Raw genomic sequence first — 17418 nt, 5'->3', positions numbered from 1 at the left:
GCCACCAATCGCTACTGTGGTCGGCATGCGTCGGCACATCACGTACCCCGCGATCCTGATCGCGGTGAGCACGGTGGTGGCCGGCTGCGTCCCGGGTTTGGCCGCGGACCCGCGGTTTGCCACCAACCGCGGCGCCCGGCCACAAGGCCAGGTCATCAACAAGCCACCGCCGGCCGGTCCACCCCCGATCGCGGCGCCGAAGAACGACCTGGCATGGCACGACTGCACGCCGCGGCTATTCGCCGACGCCGGGATGCCCGCGGCGCCCGGGGTGAAACTGGACTGCGCGACCTACGACGCCGACCTGGACCCCAACGGCGGCTCCGGGACCCTGACCATCGGCGCCGTGCGGGCCCGCTCCGACCAGACCCCGCACGACGCCGGGCCGCTGGTCTTCACCACCGGCTCCGACCTGCCGTCGTCCACCCAGTTGCCGGTGTGGCTGTCCCGGGCGGGCGCCGACGTGCTGCGCGCGCACCCCATTGTCGCCGTCGATCGCCGCGGCATGGGCATGTCCAGCCCGATCGACTGCCGCGACCCCGCCGACCGCCAGACGATGCGCGATCAGGCGCAATTCCAGCCCGGCGACGATCCGGTGGCCAACCTGTCCGACGTGTCGAACACCGCCACCACGAATTGCACCGACGCGATCGCGCCGGGCGGGTCGGCCTACGACGACTCGCACGCGGCGTCCGACATCGAGCGGCTGCGCAACCTGTGGGATGTGCCCGCGGTCGCGCTCGTCGGGATCGGCAACGGCGCCCAGGTGGCGTTGGCCTACGCCGGGTCGCGCCCCGACAAGGTCGCCAGGCTGATCCTCGACTCCCCGATCGCGTTGGGCATCAACGCCGAAGCGGCCGCCGACCAGAAGGCCAAGGGCGAGCAGGCCGCGCTCGACGCGTTCGCCGCGCAGTGCGTCGCGGTGAATTGCGCGTTGGGCCCCGACCCCAAGGGCGCGGTCGACGCGCTGCTGGCCGCGGCGCGCGCCGGCAAGGCGCCCGGGGGTGCCTCGGTGGCGCAGGTCGCCCACGCCATCGCCACGGCGTTGGGCTTCCCCAACTCCGGGCGCATCGCCACCACCACCGACCTGGCCAACGCGCTGGCCGCCGCCCGCTCCGGCGACCCCGGCCCGCTGTCCAGCCTGATCAGCCGCGCCGACGCCGCCAGAGACACCGACGGCCAGTTCGTCAATTCGTGCAGCGACGCGCTCAACCGCCCCACCCCCGACCGGGTTCGCGAACTGGTGGTCGCCTGGGCCAAGCTCTACCCGCAATTCGGCACCGTCGCCGCGCTCGATCTCGTCAAATGTGTGCACTGGCCGACCGGTTCGGCGCCGCCGGCGCCGAAGGACCTCAAGATCGACGCCCTGTTGCTGGGCGTGCAGAGCGACCCGATCGTCGGCTCGGAGGCCGTCGCTGCGACGGCGGCCACCATCATCAACGCGGGCGCGGCCAGCAAGCGGGTGATGTGGCAGGGCATCGGCCACGGCGCCAGCATTTACTCGCCGTGCGCGGTCCCGCCGCTGGTCGGCTATCTGGACAGCGGCAAGCTGCCGGGAACCGACACCTACTGCCCCGCCTGAGGCTGGAGCTTTCCAGGCGGCTCACGCCCCCTGGTGTACGGTGCGCTGGTGACGGCCGCTGACTTGTTTCGCCTCCGCACCGAACCCCCGAGCACCGCGACGGTGCTGCGATCCGCGTTGTGGCCGGCGGCCATCCTGTCGGTGCTGCACCGCAGCATCATCCTCCCGCTCAACGGCAACATCACCGACGACTTCAAGCCGGTCTACCGGGCGGTGCTGAACTTCCGGCGCGGCTGGGACATCTACAACGAGCACTTCGACTACGTCGACCCGCACTACCTGTATCCGCCGGGCGGCACGCTGCTGATGGCGCCGTTCGGGTACCTGCCCTTCACGCCGTCGCGATATTTGTTCATCCTGATCAATGCCCTGGCGATCCTGCTCGCCTGGTACCTGCTGCTGCGGCTGTTCAACTTCACGCTGTCCTCGGTGGCCGCGCCCGCGCTGCTGCTGGCCATGTTCTGCACCGAAAGCGTGACCAGCACACTGGTGTTCACCAACATCAACGGGTGCGTGCTGCTGGCCGAGGTGTTGTTCTTCCGCTGGTTGCTCGACGGCAAGACCGGACACCAGTGGTGGGCCGGTTGCGTGATCGGGTTGACGCTCACGCTCAAGCCGGTGCTGGGCCCGCTGCTGTTGTTGCCGCTGCTGAACCGCCAGTGGCGGGCGCTGATCCCCGCGTTCGTCGTGCCCGTGATCGTCAACATCGCCGCCTGGCCCTTGGTCAGCGACCCGATGGACTTCGTCACCAAGACGCTGCCGTATATCGGCGGCGTCCGGGACTACTTCAACAGCTCCATCGAGGGCAACGGCGTGTACTTCGGGCTGCCGACCTGGCTGATCGTGTTCCTGCGACTGCTGTTCACGGTGCTGGCCGCCGGTGCCGTGTGGCTGCTGTACCGCTACTACCGCACCCGCGACCCGCTGTTCTGGTTCGCCAGCTCGTCGGGCGTGCTGCTGCTGTGGTCGTGGCTGGCGTTGCCGCTGGCCCAGGGCTACTACTCGATGATGCTGCTGCCGTTTTTGATGACGGTGGTGCTGCCCAACTCGCTGATCCGCAACTGGCCGGCGTGGCTGGGGGTGTACGGCTTTTTGACGCTGGACGACTGGCTGATCTACCGCTACATGAGATACGGCCGCGCGCTGCATTATTTGAAGATCACCTACGGCTGGTCGCTGCTGCTGATCGTGGTGTTCACCGTGCTCTACTTCCGGTATCTGGACGCCAAGGCCGAGAAGCGGTTGGACGACGGGATTGATCCGGCGTGGCTACGCGCTAGCGTGGATGCATGACCGCGACTCCAAAACTTGAACTGTCCGATGACGAGTGGCGCAAGAAGCTCACCCCGGAGGAATTCCAGGTGTTGCGGCGCGCCGGCACCGAGCGGCCCTTCACCGGCGAGTACACCGACACCAAAACCGAGGGTGTCTACAACTGCCGGGCGTGCGGCGCCGAACTGTTCCGCAGCACCGAGAAGTTCGAATCACACTGTGGCTGGCCGTCATTCTTCGACCCGTCGAGTTCCGACGCGGTGATCCTGCGCCCGGACCACTCGATGGGCACGACGCGCACCGAGGTGCTGTGCGCCAACTGCCACAGCCACCTGGGCCACGTGTTCTCCGGCGAGGGTTATCCGACGCCGACGGATCAGCGCTACTGCATCAACTCGATCTCGCTGACCCTGGTGCCGACCGACTCCTAGCGCCCGAGCCGTTGACTCTGCGTCCATGGCGAAGAAGTTCGAGTAGGGCCCGCCATAGGCGCAGATTCAACTCGAAGAATGCTGTACCGTTGCACCAACGGTAAGGGAGTCGGGAAGCGGGCTGAAGATGAACCAAGACGACATGATCCTGATCAGCGTCGACGACCACATCGTCGAACCGCCGGACATGTTCAAAAATCACTTGCCCGCGAAGTACGCCGAAGAGGCGCCGCGGTTGGTGCACAACCCAGATGGCAGCGACAGCTGGCAGTTTCGCGATGTGGTGATCCCCAACGTGGCGCTCAATTCGGTGGCGGGCCGGCCGAAGGAGGAGTACGGGCTCGAGCCGCAGGGTCTCGACGAGATCCGGCCCGGCTGCTATAACGTCGACGAGCGGATCAAGGACATGAACGCGGGCGGGATCTTCGCCTCCATCTGCTTCCCGACGTTTCCCGGGTTCGCCGGCCGGTTGTTCGCCATCGAGGACCGCGACTTTGGCCTGGCGTTGCTGCGGGCGTACAACGACTGGCATGTCGAGGAGTGGTGCGGGGCGTATCCGGCGCGCTTCATCCCCATGTGTTTGCCGGTGATCTGGGACGCCGAAGCCTGCGCGGCCGAGGTGCGACGCAACGCCGAACGCGGCGTGCACGCGTTGACATTCAGCGAGAACCCGGCGGTGCTGGGCTATCCCAGCTTCCACGACGACTACTGGACGCCGCTGTGGAAAGCCTTGTGCGACACCGAGACTGTGATGAACGTGCACATCGGTTCCTCGGGAAAACTGGCCGTCACCGCGCCCGACGCGCCGATGGATGTGATGATCACGCTGCAGCCGATGAACATCGTGCAGGCCGCCGCGGATCTGCTGTGGTCGGCGCCGATCAAGAAATACCCCGATCTGAAGATCGCCCTGAGCGAGGGCGGCACCGGATGGATCCCCTATTTTCTCGAGCGCGCCGACCGCACCTTCGAGATGCACTCGACGTGGACGCACCAGGACTTCGGCGGCAAGTTGCCCAGCGAGGTGTTTCGCGAGCACTTCCTGACGTGCTTCATCAGCGATCACGTCGGAGTCCAGCTGCGACACGACATCGGCATCGACAACATCGCCTGGGAGGCCGACTACCCGCACAGCGACTCGATGTGGCCCTCGGCGCCCGAGGAACTGTGGGACGTGCTCAGCGCCCACGACGTCCCGGACGCCGACATCGACAAGATGACCTACGCAAACGCCATGCGCTGGTACTCATTTGACCCGTTCAGCCACCATCCGCGCGAGCAGGCGACGGTGGGCGCGCTGCGCCGGGCGGCGGAAGGCCATGACGTGTCCATCCGCTCGCTGAGCCATCACCAGAAGGGCGACCGGGTGAGCAACGCTTTGGCCGACGCGACCCGCGGCAACACCTAATCCACTCGGGTGGCGTGCACTTCCCAGAACGGCGCGTGCACCCTGCCGTTGACCAGCCACGGCTCCATCACGCGGAAGCGTTCCAGCATCTTCTCCGCCTCGGCGGCCATGTCGGGGTTGCGCGCGGCGATCATCTCGATGGACTCGACGCTGATGTTGACCTGGTAGGTGGTCGTGCCCAGATACGTGATCTCCCAGCCGCCGACGGGCAGCACGTCGCGAAAGTCGTTCTCGGACAACGACCGCAGCATGGTGAAGCCGTTGACGTCGTGGGCGCCGAACTCGAACATGTACAGCCGCGCGCCCGGTTTGGTGGCCCGGTGCAGCGCCTGCGCGTACGAGCGCGCCAGCTCGGGTTCGGTGCTGAAGGTGTGGTAGAAGGCGCAGTCGACGACGGTGTCGAACCGGCCGTCCAGCCCGTCCAGCTTGGTGGCGTCGGCCAGCTGAAAGTCCACCGTGACCCCGGCCTTGCGCGCGTTGTCCCGGGCCCTCTCGATGGCGCCCTCCGAGCCGTCGATTCCCGTGGCGGAGAAGCCTTTCGACGCGTAATAGATGGCGTGGTGGCCGGGGCCGGTGCCCGGGTCGAGCACCTCGCCCTTGATCGCGCCGACCGCGACCAGCTGCTGGACCACCGGCTGCGGGCCGCCGATGTCCCACGGTGTGGCGGCGGGCAGGCCGTGCGACATCCGCTCGTCGCGGTACATCTGTTCGAAGCGGGTGTGGTCTCTCGGGTCGAATTCGGTTGTCATGGCAACGCATTCACCAGCTGCTCGACGGCCACCCGCGGGCCGGTGAAGAACGGTGTTTCGGCGCGGGTGTGCCGGCGCGCGTCGGTGGCCCGCAGTTCCCGCATCAGGTCGACGATGCGGTCCAGTTCCGGGGCCTCGAAGGCCAGGATCCACTCGTAGTCGCCGAGCGCGAACGCCGGCACCGTGTTGGCCCGGACGTCCTTGTACTCGCGGGCGGCCATGCCGTGCTCGGCGAGCATGCGGCGGCGTTCCTCGTCGGGCAGCAGGTACCACTCATAAGACCGCACGAACGGATACACGCAGATGTAGTTGCCGGGCTCCTCGCCGGCCAAGAACGCGGGAATGTGGCTCTTGTTGAACTCGGCCGGCCGGTGCAGCGCCACGCTGCTCCACACCGGCGAGCAGGCCCGGCCCAGCGTGGTGCTGCGGCGGAAGTCGGCGTAGGTCGCCTGCAGCGCCTCGACCCGGTCGGCGTGGGTCCAAATCATGAAGTCGGCGTCGGCGCGCAGGCCTGCCACGTCGTAGAGGCCGCGCACCACGACGCCGCGCTCCTCCTGCTGCTTCAGGAATCTCGACGTGTCGTCGATCACGGCGTCCCGCTGGTCGCCGAGCTCGCCGGGTCGCACGGAGAACACCGAAAACATCAGGTAACGCAGCGCGGAGTTCAGCGCGTCGTAATCGAGTTTGGCCATGTCTCCTATCGTGCCACTTCGGCTTGCAGGGCCTCGACCGCGCGCCCGGCCGCCGCGATGCACGCCGGCACGCCGATGCCGTCCAGGTAACTGCCGGCCACCGCCAGCCCCGGCGGCAGACCGGCCCGCACCCGCGCGACCAGGTCGGCGTGGCCGGGCCCGTACTGGGGCATCGCGTCGATCCAGCGCTGCACCCGAACCTCGACCGGGTCGACGGTCAGCCCGAACACCGCGGCCAGGTCGTCCAGGGACCAGGCCAGCAGCTCGTCGTCGGCCGCGGTAGCCGCCAGGTCGTCACCGAAGCGGCCGAACGACAGCCGCAGCAGCTGGGTCGAGCCACGCGTCCCCCATTTGCGCGACGACAGCGTAATGGCCTTGGCGTGCAACGGTTCCCCGCTGGCCACCAGCACCCCCGAGTTCCGCGGAAACGCGGTGTCGGCCGGCACCGCGAGGGCCACCACCACCGACGACGCGCTCCCGATGCGCCTTGCCGCGGCGGCGCTACCCGGCGCCAGGTCCGCCACCAAGCGAACCAGCCGCGGGGCCGGAATCGCCAGCACCACCGCGTCGGCGTGCCAATGGCCGCCGGTCTCGTCGTGCAGCTCCCAGCCGGGTTCCAGCCCGGTGACGGCGGCCTGCACCCACCGGAACCGGCCGCGCCGCGCCAACTCGTCGAGCAGCACCTGGTAGCCGCCGTCCAGCGCGCCGAACACCGGCCCGCCGCCGGGCGGCGGCAGGCCCCGCCGCACCGCGTCGGTCAGGCTGGCCGCGCCGCGGTCGAGGGCCGCGGCCACGCTGGGGGCGCCCGCCCGCAGCCCGATGGTCGCCGCCGATCCCGCGTACACGCCGCCCAGCAGCGGGTCGACCGACCGGGCCACCGTCTGCTCGCCGAACCGGTCGGCCACGAGTTCGGCGACCGCCGGATCGCCGCCCGGCTGCCAGCTGAAAGGGCGCGCGGGCTCGGCGTCGATGCGCGCGACGGTGGCGTCGTCGACGAGCCCGGTCAGCGACGCCGCCGACGACGGAATCCCGGCGACGGTTTCGGCGGGAAGCGGATGCAGCGTTTGCCCGCTGTAGATCAGCGGCCGAGCGCCGGTGGTGACCCGTTCGCGATCGGTCAACCCCAGTTCGGCCAGCAGCGCCGGCATCTCGGGCCGGCGCAGCACGAACGCCTCGGCGCCCAGGTCCATCGGCTGCCCGCCGACCCGCTCGGTGCGCAGCACCCCGCCCAGCTTGTCGGCCGGATCGAACAGCGTGATGCTCGCGTCGGCGCCGACCGCCGCACGCAGCCGGTAGGCGGCGGTCAATCCCGAAATGCCGCCGCCGACAACGCAATACGAGGTCATAGCGAGTGGACCAGCGCAACCAGTTCGGTCAGCACGCCGGGATCGGTCTGCGGCGGCACGCCGTGGCCCAAGTTGAAGACGTGGCCGGCCGCGCCGGCGTCGATGGCGCGCCGCCCGTCGTCGACGACGGCGCGCGCGGCGCGTTCCACCACCGGCCATCCCGCCTGCAACACCACCGGATCGAGGTTGCCCTGCAGCGCGGTGCCGGGCCGGACCCGGGCGGCCGCGTTGGTCAGCGCAGTCCGCCAGTCCACGCCGACGACCGTCGCGCCCGCATCCGACATCGCGCCCAGCAGCTCGGCGGTGCCGACCCCGAAATGTGTCATCGGCACGCCGTATTCGGCCAGCGCGGCGAACACCCGCGAGCTGTGCGGCAGCACGTATTGGCGGTAGTCGGCCAGCGACAGCGTGCCCGCCCACGAGTCGAACATCTGAATCGCGTCCACCCCGGCGTCGAGCTGCCCGCGCAGAAACGCGATCGTCAAATCGGCCAGCTTGGCCATCAGCGCATGCCAATTCGCCGGTTCGGCAAGCATCATCGCCTTGGTGCGGGCGTGATCGCGGCTGGGACCGCCCTCCACCAGATACGACGCCAGCGTGAAGGGCGCGCCGGCGAACCCGATCAGCGGCACCTCGCCCAGCGCGTCGACGAGCAGCGAGACCGCCCGGCAGATCGGTTGAATCGCTTGCGGGTCAAGGGGTTTCATGGCATCGATATCGGCGGCGGTGCGGATCGGCTCGGCGATCACCGGCCCGACGTCGGCGACGATGTCCAGGTCGATGCCGGCCGCGCGCAGCGGCACCACGATGTCGGAGAACAGGATCGCCGCGTCGACGCCGTGGCGGCGGATCGGCTGCAAGGTGATCTCGCAGGCCACCTCGGGCTCGAAGCAGGCCGCCAGCATGCTGTGCCGCTCGCGCAGCGCCCGGTATTCGGGCAGCGACCGGCCGGCCTGCCGCATGAACCACACCGGCGTGCGGCTGGGTTTGCGGCCGGCGACCGCGGCCAGATACGGCGACTCAGTAAGGTCGCGACGAGTACTCATTGAGGACAATGCTGCCATGACCAGTTAGGAGCGTGACGATGCCGATCACCTACGACGACTTCCCCAGCCTGCGCTGCGAGCGGGCTGACAACGGCGTGCTCAACCTGGTCCTGGACGCCCCCGGGCTGAACTCCGTCGGGCCGCAGATGCACCGCGACCTCGCCGACATCTGGCCGGTCATCGATCGCGACCCAGCCGTCAAGGTCGTCCTGGTCCGCGGCGAGGGCAAGGCATTTTCCTCCGGCGGCAGCTTCGAACTCATCGACGAGACCATCAACGACTACGAGGGCCGGCTGCGGATCATGCGCGAGGCCCGCGACCTGGTGCTCAACCTGGTCAACTTGGACAAGCCGGTGGTCTCGGCGATCCGGGGCCCGGCCGTCGGCGCGGGCCTGGTGGTGGCGCTGCTCGCCGACATTTCGGTGGCCGGGAAGGCGGCGAAGATCATCGACGGGCACACCAAGCTCGGGGTGGCCGCCGGCGACCACGCCGCGATTTGCTGGCCGCTGCTGGTCGGCATGGCCAAGGCCAAGTACTACCTGCTGACCTGCGAGACGCTGACCGGCGAAGAAGCCGAGCGCATCGGCCTGGTCTCGACGTGCGTCGACGACGACGAGGTGCTGTTCACCGCGACCCGCATCGCCGACAACCTCGCGGTCGGAGCGCAAAACGCGATCCGCTGGACCAAACACAGCCTCAACCACTGGTATCGCATGTTCGGGCCGGCGTTCGAGACCTCGCTGGGCCTGGAGTTCCTGTCATTCAGCGGCCCCGACGTGCGCGAAGGGCTGGCCGCGCACCGCGAGAAGCGCCCGGCGCGCTTCTGACTAGGACCACCAGCGAGGACCAGCTGGCACGAAACGGCGCGCCTGTCGACGCGTGTCAGCGGATGGGTCTACCGTCGGAGTCTGTGACTTCTGCTGAACCGGCCCCCTTTCGGGAGGCGGTCGCGGCGATGAACGCCGTGACTGTGCGGCCGGAGATCGAACTGGGCCCGATCCGGCCGCCGCAGCGGCTGGCACCGTACAGCTACGCGCTGGGCGCCGAGGTCAAACACCCCGACCTGGACATCGTCCCCGAGCGCTCGGAGGGCGACGCGTTCGGTCGGCTGATCCTGTTGTACGACCCGGACGGCTCGGACGCCTGGGACGGCACGATGCGCCTGGTCGCCTACATCCAGGCCGACCTGGACTCCAGCGAGGCCATCGACCCGCTGCTGCCGGAGGTGGCGTGGAGCTGGCTGAACGACGCACTGGAGTCCCGGCTTGAGCAGGTCACCGCGTTGGGGGGCACCGTCACCGCCACCACCTCGGTGCGGTACGGCGACATCTCCGGCCCGCCGCGCGCCCACCAGCTGGAGCTGCGGGCGTCGTGGACCGCGACCACCCCCGAGGTCGGCGTGCACGTCGACGCGTTCTGCGAGGTGCTGGAGCACGCGGCGGGCCTACCACCTGCCGGGGTCGTCGACCTGGGCTCCCGTTCCCGCGCCTGAGATGGGCGAACCGGCCGACCCGGCGGGCGACACGCAGCCCACAGAGCCCACTGAGCCCACCGAACCCACAGCCACCCCGCTCCCGCACCCCGTCGAGGGGATCCCGACCCTCTCGGTGACCGCCACCCAGATCGCGGCGGCCGCGGCGCAGCTGGATCGCGGACACGGACCGTTCGCGGTGGACGCCGAGCGCGCGTCGGGTTTCCGCTACTCCAACCGGGCCTACCTGATCCAGATCCGGCGCACCGGCGCCGGCACCGTGCTCATCGATCCGGTCAGCCACGGCATCGACCCGCTGACCGCGCTGCGGCCGGTAGCCGAGGTGCTCAGCACCGACGAGTGGATCCTGCACTCCGCCGATCAGGACCTGCCCTGCCTGGCCGAGGTCGGCATGCGCCCGCCCGCGCTCTACGACACCGAGCTCGCCGGGCGGCTGGCCGGATTCGACCGGGTCAACCTGGCCACCATGGTGCAGCGGCTGCTCGGATTCGGCTTGGCCAAGGGCCACGGCGCAGCCGACTGGTCCAAGCGACCGCTGCCCGCGGAGTGGCTCAACTACGCGGCCCTCGACGTGGAACTGCTGATCGAACTGCGCGCCGCGATCTCCCAGATTCTGGCCGAGCAAGGCAAAACCGATTGGGCCGCACAGGAATTCGAGCACCTGCGCAGCCGGGATCCCGGCGAGGCGCCGCCGTCCGCCCGACGGGAACGCTGGCGCCGCACGTCGGGGATCCACCGGGTGCATGACCGGCGCGGGCTGGCCGCGGTCCGCGAACTGTGGATGGCGCGGGACCGCGTCGCGCAGCGCCGCGACATCGCGCCGCGCCGGGTGCTGCCGGACGCCGCCATCATCGACGCCGCGCTCGCCGACCCCAAGACGATCGACGACCTCGTCGCCTTGCCCGTGTTCGGTGGACGCAACCAGCGGCGCAGCGCCGCGATGTGGTTGGCGGCGCTGGAAGTGGCCCGGGAAGGCCGGGACCTGCCCGACGTCGCCGAGCCGTCCACCGGACCGCCGCCCCCGGCGCGGTGGAGCAGGCGCAAGCCGGAGGCCGCCGCGCGGCTGGAGGCGGCCCGGTCCGGACTCTCCGAGGTGTCGCAGCGGGTGGGGGTGCCGATGGAGAACCTGATCTCACCGGATTTGGTGCGGCGGTTGTGCTGGGACTGGGAGGGCGCGGACCAAGTGCTGGAAGCCGTCGACGCGTTCCTGCGCGCCGGCCAGGCGCGGCCGTGGCAACGCGAACTTGTGGACCCGGTGCTGGCCGAGGCGGTCATCCGGACCGTTAGTCCAGATGCTCCCTGATCTCGGCTTCTGACACGGACGTGTTCAGCGCCGCCACCCAGCCGGTGATCCGGCGGGCCACGTCCTGGGCGGTCAGTCCGAGGTCGGCCAGCACCTCGCCGCGCGAGGCGTGCTCGTAGAACCGCTGCGGCAACCCGACGTCGCGGCAGGGCACGTCGATCTCGGCCGCGCGCAGCGCGGCCGACACGGCCGAACCCACGCCGCCGTGCACCCCGTTGTCCTCACAGGTGACGAGCAGTTTGTGCTGCACCGCCAGCTCGCGGACAGCGTCGGACACCGGCAGCACCCAACGGGGGTCGATCACCGTCACGCCGATCCCCTGGTTGTGCAGCCGCTTGGCCACCTCCAGCGCCATCGACGCGAACGCGCCGACCGCCACCAGCAGCACGTCGTGATTCAACCCGGCCCCCGGCACCGCGAGCACATCCACGTCACCGCGCCGCTCTAGGGCCGGAATGTCTTCGCCCACATCGCCTTTGGGGAACCGTATCGCCGTCGGGCCGTCGCGGACGTCGAGTGCTTCACCGAGCTCCTCGCGCAACCGGGTGGCGTCGCGGGGCGCGGCCACCCGCATGCCGGGCACGATCCCCAGGATGGACAGGTCCCACATGCCGTTGTGACTCGCGCCGTCGTTGCCGGTGATCCCGGCCCGGTCCAGCACCAGGGTGACGGGCAGCTTGTGCAGCGCCACGTCCATCATGATCTGGTCGAACGCCCGGTTGAGGAACGTCGAGTAGATGGCCACCACGGGGTGCATCCCGCCCATGGCCAGCCCGGCCGCCGACGTCAGCGCGTGCTGCTCGGCGATGCCGACGTCGAACAACCGGTCCGGATACCGCTTCCCGAAGGCGCTCAGCCCGGTGGGGCCCGGCATCGCGGCGGTGATGGCCACGATGTCGCGGCGCTTCTTGGCGTAGCCGATCAGCGCGTCGGCGAAGGTCGCCGTCCAGCCCGGGCCCGCCACCTTGGTGGCCTGCCCGGTGACCGGGTCGATCGGGACGGTGGAGTGCATCTGCTCGGCCTCGTCGTTTTCGGCCGGCGGATAGCCCATGCCCTTGCGGGTGACGACGTGCACGATCACCGGGCGCCCGAAGCCGCGCGCCCGGCGCAGCGCGACCTCCACGGCGCGTTCGTCGTGGCCGTCGACCGGCCCGACGTACTTCAGGCCGAGATCGGTGAACAGCAGCTGCGGCGACAGCGAGTCCTTGATGCCGGCCTTGACGCTGTGCAGGAAGTGGTAGAAGGCCTCGCCGAGAAGGGGCATGGCGCGCACCGCATCGCGGCCCCGCTCCAGCGCCTGCTCGTAGGCCGGCTGCAGCCGCAGCGTGGCGAGATGGTCGGCGACGCCGCCGATGGTGGGGGCGTAGCTGCGGCCGTTGTCGTTAACCACGACGATCACCGGGCGCTTCGACGCGGCAATGTTGTTCAGCGCCTCCCAGCACATGCCCCCGGTGAGCGCGCCGTCGCCGACCACCGCGACCACGTGCCGGTTGCGGTGCCCGGTCAGCTCGAACGCCTTGGCCAGCCCGTCGGCGTAGGACAGCGCGGCGCTGGCGTGGCTGGACTCCACCCAGTCGTGTTCGCTTTCGGCGCGCGACGGATACCCCGACAGGCCGCCCTTCTTGCGCAGGGATTCGAAGTCCTGGCAGCGCCCCGTCAGCATCTTGTGCACGTAGGCCTGGTGACCGGTGTCGAAGATGATCGGGTCGTGCGGCGAATCGAACACCCGGTGCAGCGCCAGCGTCAGCTCGACGACGCCCAAGTTGGGCCCCAAATGCCCGCCGGTGGCGGCGACCTTGTGGATCAGGAACTGGCGAATTTCCTCGGCCAGGTCGCGGAGCTGCTGCTGGGAAAGGCGTTGCAGATCTGCGGGCCCGCGGATCTGTTGCAGCATCCGGCCAGTCTACGCAGCAATCGCAACGACACTATTCTCTTCAGGTATGCGCGCCGCCGAACTCGCCGAGGACTTTCCGGTGGTGACCGCCGACTCCGATGCCTTGGACGCCGCGCGCCTGCTCGCCGAGCACCGCCTGCCCGGGATCGTCGTCACCGACGACTCCGGCAAGCCGTTTGCCGTGCTGCCGGCCTCCCAGGTGGTCCGCTTCATCGTGCCGAAGTACGTGCAGGACGACCCCTCGCTGGCCGGGGTGCTCAGCGAGCCGATGGCCGATCGCGCCGCCGACAAACTCGGCGGCAAGAAGGTCCGCGACGTGCTGCCCGAGCACCTCACCAATGTGCCGTGGGCGCAGTCCGACGACACCATCATCGAGGTGGCCGCGGTGATGGCACGGCTGCGCAGCCCCTTGATCGCGGTGGTTCAAGACAAGAAGTTGGTCGGTGTCATCACCGCGTCGCGTCTGCTCGACGCGGCGCTGAACACCTGATCCGCGAAGCCGTGACGGCACAGGGCATCCGATGAGCGTTTTAGCGGTCGTCATCTTCGTCGGCGCCTATCTGCTGATCGCCACCGAGCGGATCCCCAAGACGGCGGTGGCGTTGGCGGGCGCGGCGATCGTGATCATGCTGCCGGTGATCGATTCCGACGACGTGTTCTTCTCCCACACGACCGGAATCGATTGGGACGTAATCTTTTTGCTGCTGGGCATGATGATTATCGTCAGCGTGCTGCGGCAGACTGGGGTATTCGAATACACCGCGATCTGGGCCGCCAAGCGCGCCCGCGGTTCGCCGCTGCGGATCATGATCCTGCTGGTGCTGGTCACCGCGTTCGCGTCCGCGCTGCTGGACAACGTCACCACGGTGTTGCTGATCGCCCCGGTGACGCTGCTGGTATGCGACCGGCTGGAGATCGGTCCGGCGCCGTTTTTGATGGCCGAGGCGTTCGCGTCGAACATCGGCGGCACCGCGACGCTGATCGGTGACCCGCCCAGCATCATCATCGCCAGCCGGGGAGGCCTGAGCTTCAACGACTTTCTGATCCACGTCGCCCCGGCCGTGATCGTGATCATCGTGGTGTTCATCGTGATGTTGCCGCGGCTGTATCCGGGCGCGTTCGACGTCGACCCCGCACGGGTCGCCGACGTCATGTCGTTGGAGGAGCGCGAGGCGATCCGCGATCCGCGGCTGTTGATCAAATGCGGCGCCGTCCTGTTCGCGGTGTTGGCCGGGTTCGTCGCCCACCCGGTGATTCACACCAACCCCTCGCTGGTGGCGCTGCTGGGCGCGGGGATCCTCATCGTGATTTCCGGATTGCAGCATTCGGATTACCTGTCCGGCGTCGAGTGGGAGACGCTGCTGTTCTTCGCCGGCCTGTTCGTGATGGTCGGGGCGCTGGTCAAGACCGGCGTGGTCAACCAGTTGGCGCGCGTCGCGACCGAGGCGACCAGCGGGCAGCCGCTGTTGATGACGATGACCATCCTGGTGGCATCGTTCGTGATCAGCGGGGTGGTCAACAACGTCCCGTACGCCGCGACCATGGCGCCCATCGTGGCGCAGCTGATCCCCACCATGCAGGGCCATCTCAACGGCGAGGTGCTGTGGTGGGCACTCGTCCTGGGCACCGACCTCGGCGGCAACCTGACCGCCGTCGGGGCCAGCGCCAACGTCGTCATCCTCGGCATCGCCCGCCGCGCCGACACCCCGATCTCCTTTTGGGAATTCACCCGCAAGGGCGCGGTCGTCTCGACGATCTCGATCGGCCTGTCCGCGTTGTACCTGTGGCTGCGATATTTCGTGCTCAGTTAGTCACCGAGTTTGGCGCGAAAACGCCGGAACAGCAGCCCGGCGATCGCTGAGTTGTAGGCGAAACCAGCGAGGAGGTACGGCCACCAGACGCCGTGTGCGCTGGCCACCCAGAATGTTTTGGCCGCCCAGTAGGGCGGCAACATGCCGAACGCGAAATTCCAGTAGGACTTTATGAACCAGGGCAGACAGGGCAGGCCGGCGATCAGCATGCCGAGGGCACGCACCATGGCCAAACCCTGAATCTTGTTGCTGGCCAAGGCGACGATTGACAGCAGGGTCACTACCGCCGACGCCCCGGCCAACAGTCCGATCGGAATGAGGGTTGCCACCAGGCCAGCCCCCAACAGCCCGCTGAACGACATCGTTGTGACCACGTAGAGCGTCGTGATCGCCAGCACGGTGGCCGCGCGGTAGGCAAGCAACGTCGAGACGGGGACGGGTGTGACCTGCAGCGCGGTTAAAGTGCCGGCGTCGACCTGGTCCAGCACCAGGAAAGCCGCCAGCGCTCCGACGATGATGATACTGGTGAGCAGCAGGAATGCGGTCAGGATCAAAGGATAGAACGGGACCAGGTCAAACCCGTTGCGCCGGGCCAGCAACGCGGTCAGGCGCGGAGCCAACACCGCAACGCCGGTGGTCCAGACGACCGGCGCGGCGACGACCATGACCAGCAAGGGATCTCGGTAGGTGCCGCGAATGTCGTTGCGGGCGAACGCGGCAAGCGCGCGCGCTGTGGCCATTACATCCCGCCTGACTTGGCGACGACATAGCGGTCGAACATTATTTTTGCCGCCCAGAACAGTCCGGCCACGGACAGCGCCGGGTACAGCACGGCATAGCCCACTTGCCACGGCGTCAAACTGACCTGGTGGAAGGCGCTTCCCAGCAGTAGCAGCGGCCCCTGCGTGGGCAGCACGTACAGCACCGGGTTTGGCCACACGCCGGACAGGTAAAGGATCGGCAGGTTCATCACGGCCAGCGGGATCGTCGCCGCCAGAAACCAATCACTGATCGAGGCAAAGGGCAGTGAGGTGATGAATCCCACCAACAGCATCAGCAGCGTTCCCAGCGCCACCCCGACCACCATCGGGCCGATGCGGTAGGCGAAGCCGTGCGCGATGCTGGTTACCACCACCGCTACCAACATCGAAATAATAAGCAGCACAGCGAGTTTGGCGGCCAAGTATTCGGCGAACCGCAGCGGAGTCGAAATGAGGGCGCCAAGCGTGCGCTCTTGCTTTTCGAAAAAGATGGTGCCGGCGATGAAGAAGAAACCAATTATTGAGGTGTCGCCCGACAGCACATAGGGTTCGGCGGCTTTGCGCAGCCCGATCGGCATCGGCAGCAGCACGGCCAGCCAGATGAGCCCGGAAAAGACAGCCGCATGCAGGAACCGTTGCCGCATTTGAACAGTCAGCTCAAGGCGCATGACGCTGGACAGCCTGGTCATGTCAGCCGCCTGCCAGTGATCTCGACGAAGACGTCATCGAGGCTGGCTTCCCTGCTGTGCATGGTCTCGACATGGTGGTTGCACAGCAACGAATGAAACCCAGGATTGTCCGCCAGCGTGTCCATCGGAAACTCCACGGCGTCCAGAGCGCCTCTGTCCCTGCGATATTGGATCCGCACCATGCGCTGGCTGCGTGCGACCTTGAGCTCGACCGGGGTGTCGAGCGCGACGATCTTCCCGTCGACGACGAAGGCGACGCGGTCACATAGTTCGTCGGCGGCCGTCATGTCGTGGGTGGTCAGAAACACGGTGCGACCGCAGGCCTTCAGATCCAGGATCATGTTTTTGATGGTGCGAGCGTTTACCGGATCCAGGCCGGAGGTGGGCTCGTCCAGAAATAACAGCTCCGGGTCGTTGATCAGGGACCGAGCGAACGTTAGCCGCATCTGCATGCCCTTGGAGTAGGTGCCGACGCGGTCGTGTGCGTGGGCGGCCAGGCCGACTTTGGACAACAGCTGCATCGGATCAGCGGTCTTGCCGCGGTACAACGACGCGAAGAACCGCAGGTTCTCTAGGCCGGTGAGTTTCTGATAGTGGTTAGGCAACTCGAACGAGACGCCGATCCGCTCGTAGTAGTCCGGACCCCAGTCCAGCCGATCGCGTCCCCAGACCACAGCCTGTCCCCGGTGGCCGCGAAGAAGGCCAATCAACAGCTTCTGAGTGGTGGACTTGCCTGCGCCGCTAGGGCCCAGAAAGCCGAAGATCTCACCGCGGCCAATGCTGAAATCCAGGCCGCGCAGCACCGGTTCGGAGGCTTTCGGATAGGTGAAGGTCAGCCCGCGGACTTCAACCACCTCAGGTCGTCGATGCGACATCCCCATAGTTTACTGAACTATCAGAGAATTCTGAATACTCGAAATCTGCGAAGAAGCCGGTACTATC

Annotated in this window: 17 protein-coding genes; 9 read left to right on the top strand and 8 right to left on the bottom strand. The window is 68.1% G+C overall.

Going from position 1 to position 17418, the window contains the following annotated elements:
* Nucleotides 1–7 precede the first annotated feature (7 nt).
* The 4 genes from G6N66_RS08755 to G6N66_RS08740 all read left to right on the top strand — a co-directional run bounded on the left by G6N66_RS08755 (nt 8) and on the right by G6N66_RS08740 (nt 4693).
* A complete protein-coding gene (locus G6N66_RS08755) occupies nt 8–1582 on the top strand; it encodes an alpha/beta hydrolase (RefSeq protein ID WP_139825521.1) in 1575 nt (524 codons plus the stop codon).
* Between the two features lie 33 nt (nt 1583–1615).
* Nucleotides 1616–2875, top strand: coding sequence for an arabinofuranan 3-O-arabinosyltransferase (gene aftC / locus G6N66_RS08750; RefSeq protein WP_085235829.1), 1260 nt, complete (start codon nt 1616–1618; stop codon nt 2873–2875).
* Nucleotides 2872–3285, top strand: a complete 414-nt coding sequence (gene msrB / locus G6N66_RS08745; RefSeq protein WP_085235830.1) for a peptide-methionine (R)-S-oxide reductase MsrB — start codon at nt 2872–2874, stop codon at nt 3283–3285. Before aftC ends, msrB begins: the two co-directional genes overlap by 4 nt.
* 127 nt (nt 3286–3412) lie before the next feature.
* On the top strand, nt 3413–4693 hold the full coding sequence (locus G6N66_RS08740; protein ID WP_085235831.1) for an amidohydrolase family protein: 1281 nt from the start codon (nt 3413–3415) through the stop codon (nt 4691–4693).
* Here G6N66_RS08740 and G6N66_RS08735 read toward each other — a convergent pair.
* The 4 genes from G6N66_RS08735 to hemE are packed head-to-tail and all read right to left on the bottom strand — an operon-like array spanning nt 4690 to nt 8526.
* Nucleotides 4690–5442 carry a class I SAM-dependent methyltransferase gene (locus G6N66_RS08735; RefSeq protein WP_085235832.1) on the bottom strand — a complete coding sequence of 251 codons (753 nt, stop codon included), beginning with the start codon at nt 5440–5442 and terminating at the stop codon, nt 4690–4692. The genes G6N66_RS08740 and G6N66_RS08735 overlap by 4 nt on opposite strands.
* Nucleotides 5439–6134 carry a hydrogen peroxide-dependent heme synthase gene (hemQ, locus tag G6N66_RS08730; protein WP_085235833.1) on the bottom strand — a complete coding sequence of 232 codons (696 nt, stop codon included), beginning with the start codon at nt 6132–6134 and terminating at the stop codon, nt 5439–5441. Before hemQ ends, G6N66_RS08735 begins: the two co-directional genes overlap by 4 nt.
* Before the next feature lie 5 nt (nt 6135–6139).
* Nucleotides 6140–7480, bottom strand: coding sequence for a protoporphyrinogen oxidase (locus G6N66_RS08725; protein WP_085235834.1), 1341 nt, complete (start codon nt 7478–7480; stop codon nt 6140–6142).
* Nucleotides 7477–8526: a uroporphyrinogen decarboxylase gene (hemE, locus tag G6N66_RS08720; RefSeq protein WP_085235835.1), complete on the bottom strand. Its 1050-nt coding sequence runs from the start codon at nt 8524–8526 to the stop codon at nt 7477–7479. The genes G6N66_RS08725 and hemE overlap by 4 nt, the downstream gene beginning before the upstream one ends.
* Nucleotides 8527–8564: 38 nt before the next feature.
* Between hemE and G6N66_RS08715 the strand changes: the two genes are divergently transcribed.
* The 3 genes from G6N66_RS08715 to G6N66_RS08705 all read left to right on the top strand — a co-directional run bounded on the left by G6N66_RS08715 (nt 8565) and on the right by G6N66_RS08705 (nt 11321).
* On the top strand, nt 8565–9353 hold the full coding sequence (locus G6N66_RS08715; protein WP_085236210.1) for an enoyl-CoA hydratase/isomerase family protein: 789 nt from the start codon (nt 8565–8567) through the stop codon (nt 9351–9353).
* A 128-nt stretch (nt 9354–9481) separates the two neighbouring features.
* Nucleotides 9482–10018: a DUF3000 domain-containing protein gene (locus tag G6N66_RS08710; protein WP_232079484.1), complete on the top strand. Its 537-nt coding sequence runs from the start codon at nt 9482–9484 to the stop codon at nt 10016–10018.
* A gap of 1 nt (nt 10019) precedes the next feature.
* Complete coding sequence (locus G6N66_RS08705; protein ID WP_085235837.1) at nt 10020–11321, top strand: ribonuclease D; 1302 nt, start codon at nt 10020–10022, stop codon at nt 11319–11321.
* Here G6N66_RS08705 and dxs read toward each other — a convergent pair.
* A complete protein-coding gene (gene dxs, locus G6N66_RS08700) occupies nt 11302–13215 on the bottom strand; it encodes a 1-deoxy-D-xylulose-5-phosphate synthase (protein ID WP_085235838.1) in 1914 nt (637 codons plus the stop codon). The two genes, G6N66_RS08705 and dxs, sit on opposite strands and share 20 nt — an antisense overlap.
* Nucleotides 13216–13261: 46 nt before the next feature.
* Here dxs and G6N66_RS08695 point away from each other — a divergent pair, with 46 nt between their 5' ends.
* Nucleotides 13262–13705 carry a CBS domain-containing protein gene (locus G6N66_RS08695; RefSeq protein WP_085235839.1) on the top strand — a complete coding sequence of 148 codons (444 nt, stop codon included), beginning with the start codon at nt 13262–13264 and terminating at the stop codon, nt 13703–13705.
* A gap of 31 nt (nt 13706–13736) precedes the next feature.
* Nucleotides 13737–15026: an ArsB/NhaD family transporter gene (locus G6N66_RS08690; RefSeq protein WP_085235840.1), complete on the top strand. Its 1290-nt coding sequence runs from the start codon at nt 13737–13739 to the stop codon at nt 15024–15026.
* Here G6N66_RS08690 and G6N66_RS08685 read toward each other — a convergent pair.
* From G6N66_RS08685 to G6N66_RS08675, 3 genes are read right to left on the bottom strand one after another with little or no spacing between them, the layout of a single operon-like run.
* On the bottom strand, nt 15023–15766 hold the full coding sequence (locus tag G6N66_RS08685) for a fluoroquinolone transporter permease (RefSeq protein ID WP_085235841.1): 744 nt from the start codon (nt 15764–15766) through the stop codon (nt 15023–15025). The genes G6N66_RS08690 and G6N66_RS08685 overlap by 4 nt on opposite strands.
* On the bottom strand, nt 15766–16476 hold the full coding sequence (locus tag G6N66_RS08680; protein ID WP_085235842.1) for a fluoroquinolone export ABC transporter permease subunit: 711 nt from the start codon (nt 16474–16476) through the stop codon (nt 15766–15768). Before G6N66_RS08680 ends, G6N66_RS08685 begins: the two co-directional genes overlap by 1 nt.
* Entirely contained in the window at nt 16473–17351 is an 879-nt protein-coding gene (locus tag G6N66_RS08675; protein ID WP_232079235.1) for an ABC transporter ATP-binding protein, read from the bottom strand. The genes G6N66_RS08680 and G6N66_RS08675 overlap by 4 nt, the downstream gene beginning before the upstream one ends.
* Nucleotides 17352–17418: the final 67 nt, after the last annotated feature.

It is taken from the genome of Mycobacterium conspicuum (assembly GCF_010730195.1).
Classification (GTDB): Bacteria; Actinomycetota; Actinomycetes; order Mycobacteriales; family Mycobacteriaceae; genus Mycobacterium; species Mycobacterium conspicuum.
Note: the sequence above shows the minus strand (reverse complement) of the source record. Positions and strands in the feature narration are given on the sequence as shown.

Excerpts from the sequence above, each read along its gene's own strand:
- hemE (WP_085235835.1), bottom strand. The coding sequence starts at position 8,526 with ATGAGTACTCGTCGCGACCTTACTGAGTCGCCGTATCTGGCCGCGGTC.
- G6N66_RS08715 (WP_085236210.1), top strand. The coding sequence starts at position 8,565 with ATGCCGATCACCTACGACGACTTCCCCAGCCTGCGCTGCGAGCGGGCT.
- G6N66_RS08710 (WP_232079484.1), top strand. The coding sequence starts at position 9,482 with ATGAACGCCGTGACTGTGCGGCCGGAGATCGAACTGGGCCCGATCCGG.
- G6N66_RS08680 (WP_085235842.1), bottom strand. The coding sequence starts at position 16,476 with ATGACCAGGCTGTCCAGCGTCATGCGCCTTGAGCTGACTGTTCAAATG.
- G6N66_RS08675 (WP_232079235.1), bottom strand. The coding sequence starts at position 17,351 with ATGTCGCATCGACGACCTGAGGTGGTTGAAGTCCGCGGGCTGACCTTC.
- hemQ (WP_085235833.1), bottom strand. The coding sequence starts at position 6,134 with ATGGCCAAACTCGATTACGACGCGCTGAACTCCGCGCTGCGTTACCTG.
- dxs (WP_085235838.1), bottom strand. The coding sequence starts at position 13,215 with ATGCTGCAACAGATCCGCGGGCCCGCAGATCTGCAACGCCTTTCCCAG.
- G6N66_RS08725 (WP_085235834.1), bottom strand. The coding sequence starts at position 7,480 with ATGACCTCGTATTGCGTTGTCGGCGGCGGCATTTCGGGATTGACCGCC.
- G6N66_RS08695 (WP_085235839.1), top strand. The coding sequence starts at position 13,262 with ATGCGCGCCGCCGAACTCGCCGAGGACTTTCCGGTGGTGACCGCCGAC.
- G6N66_RS08735 (WP_085235832.1), bottom strand. The coding sequence starts at position 5,442 with ATGACAACCGAATTCGACCCGAGAGACCACACCCGCTTCGAACAGATG.
- G6N66_RS08740 (WP_085235831.1), top strand. The coding sequence starts at position 3,413 with ATGAACCAAGACGACATGATCCTGATCAGCGTCGACGACCACATCGTC.
- G6N66_RS08690 (WP_085235840.1), top strand. The coding sequence starts at position 13,737 with ATGAGCGTTTTAGCGGTCGTCATCTTCGTCGGCGCCTATCTGCTGATC.
- msrB (WP_085235830.1), top strand. The coding sequence starts at position 2,872 with ATGACCGCGACTCCAAAACTTGAACTGTCCGATGACGAGTGGCGCAAG.
- G6N66_RS08705 (WP_085235837.1), top strand. The coding sequence starts at position 10,020 with ATGGGCGAACCGGCCGACCCGGCGGGCGACACGCAGCCCACAGAGCCC.
- G6N66_RS08685 (WP_085235841.1), bottom strand. The coding sequence starts at position 15,766 with ATGGCCACAGCGCGCGCGCTTGCCGCGTTCGCCCGCAACGACATTCGC.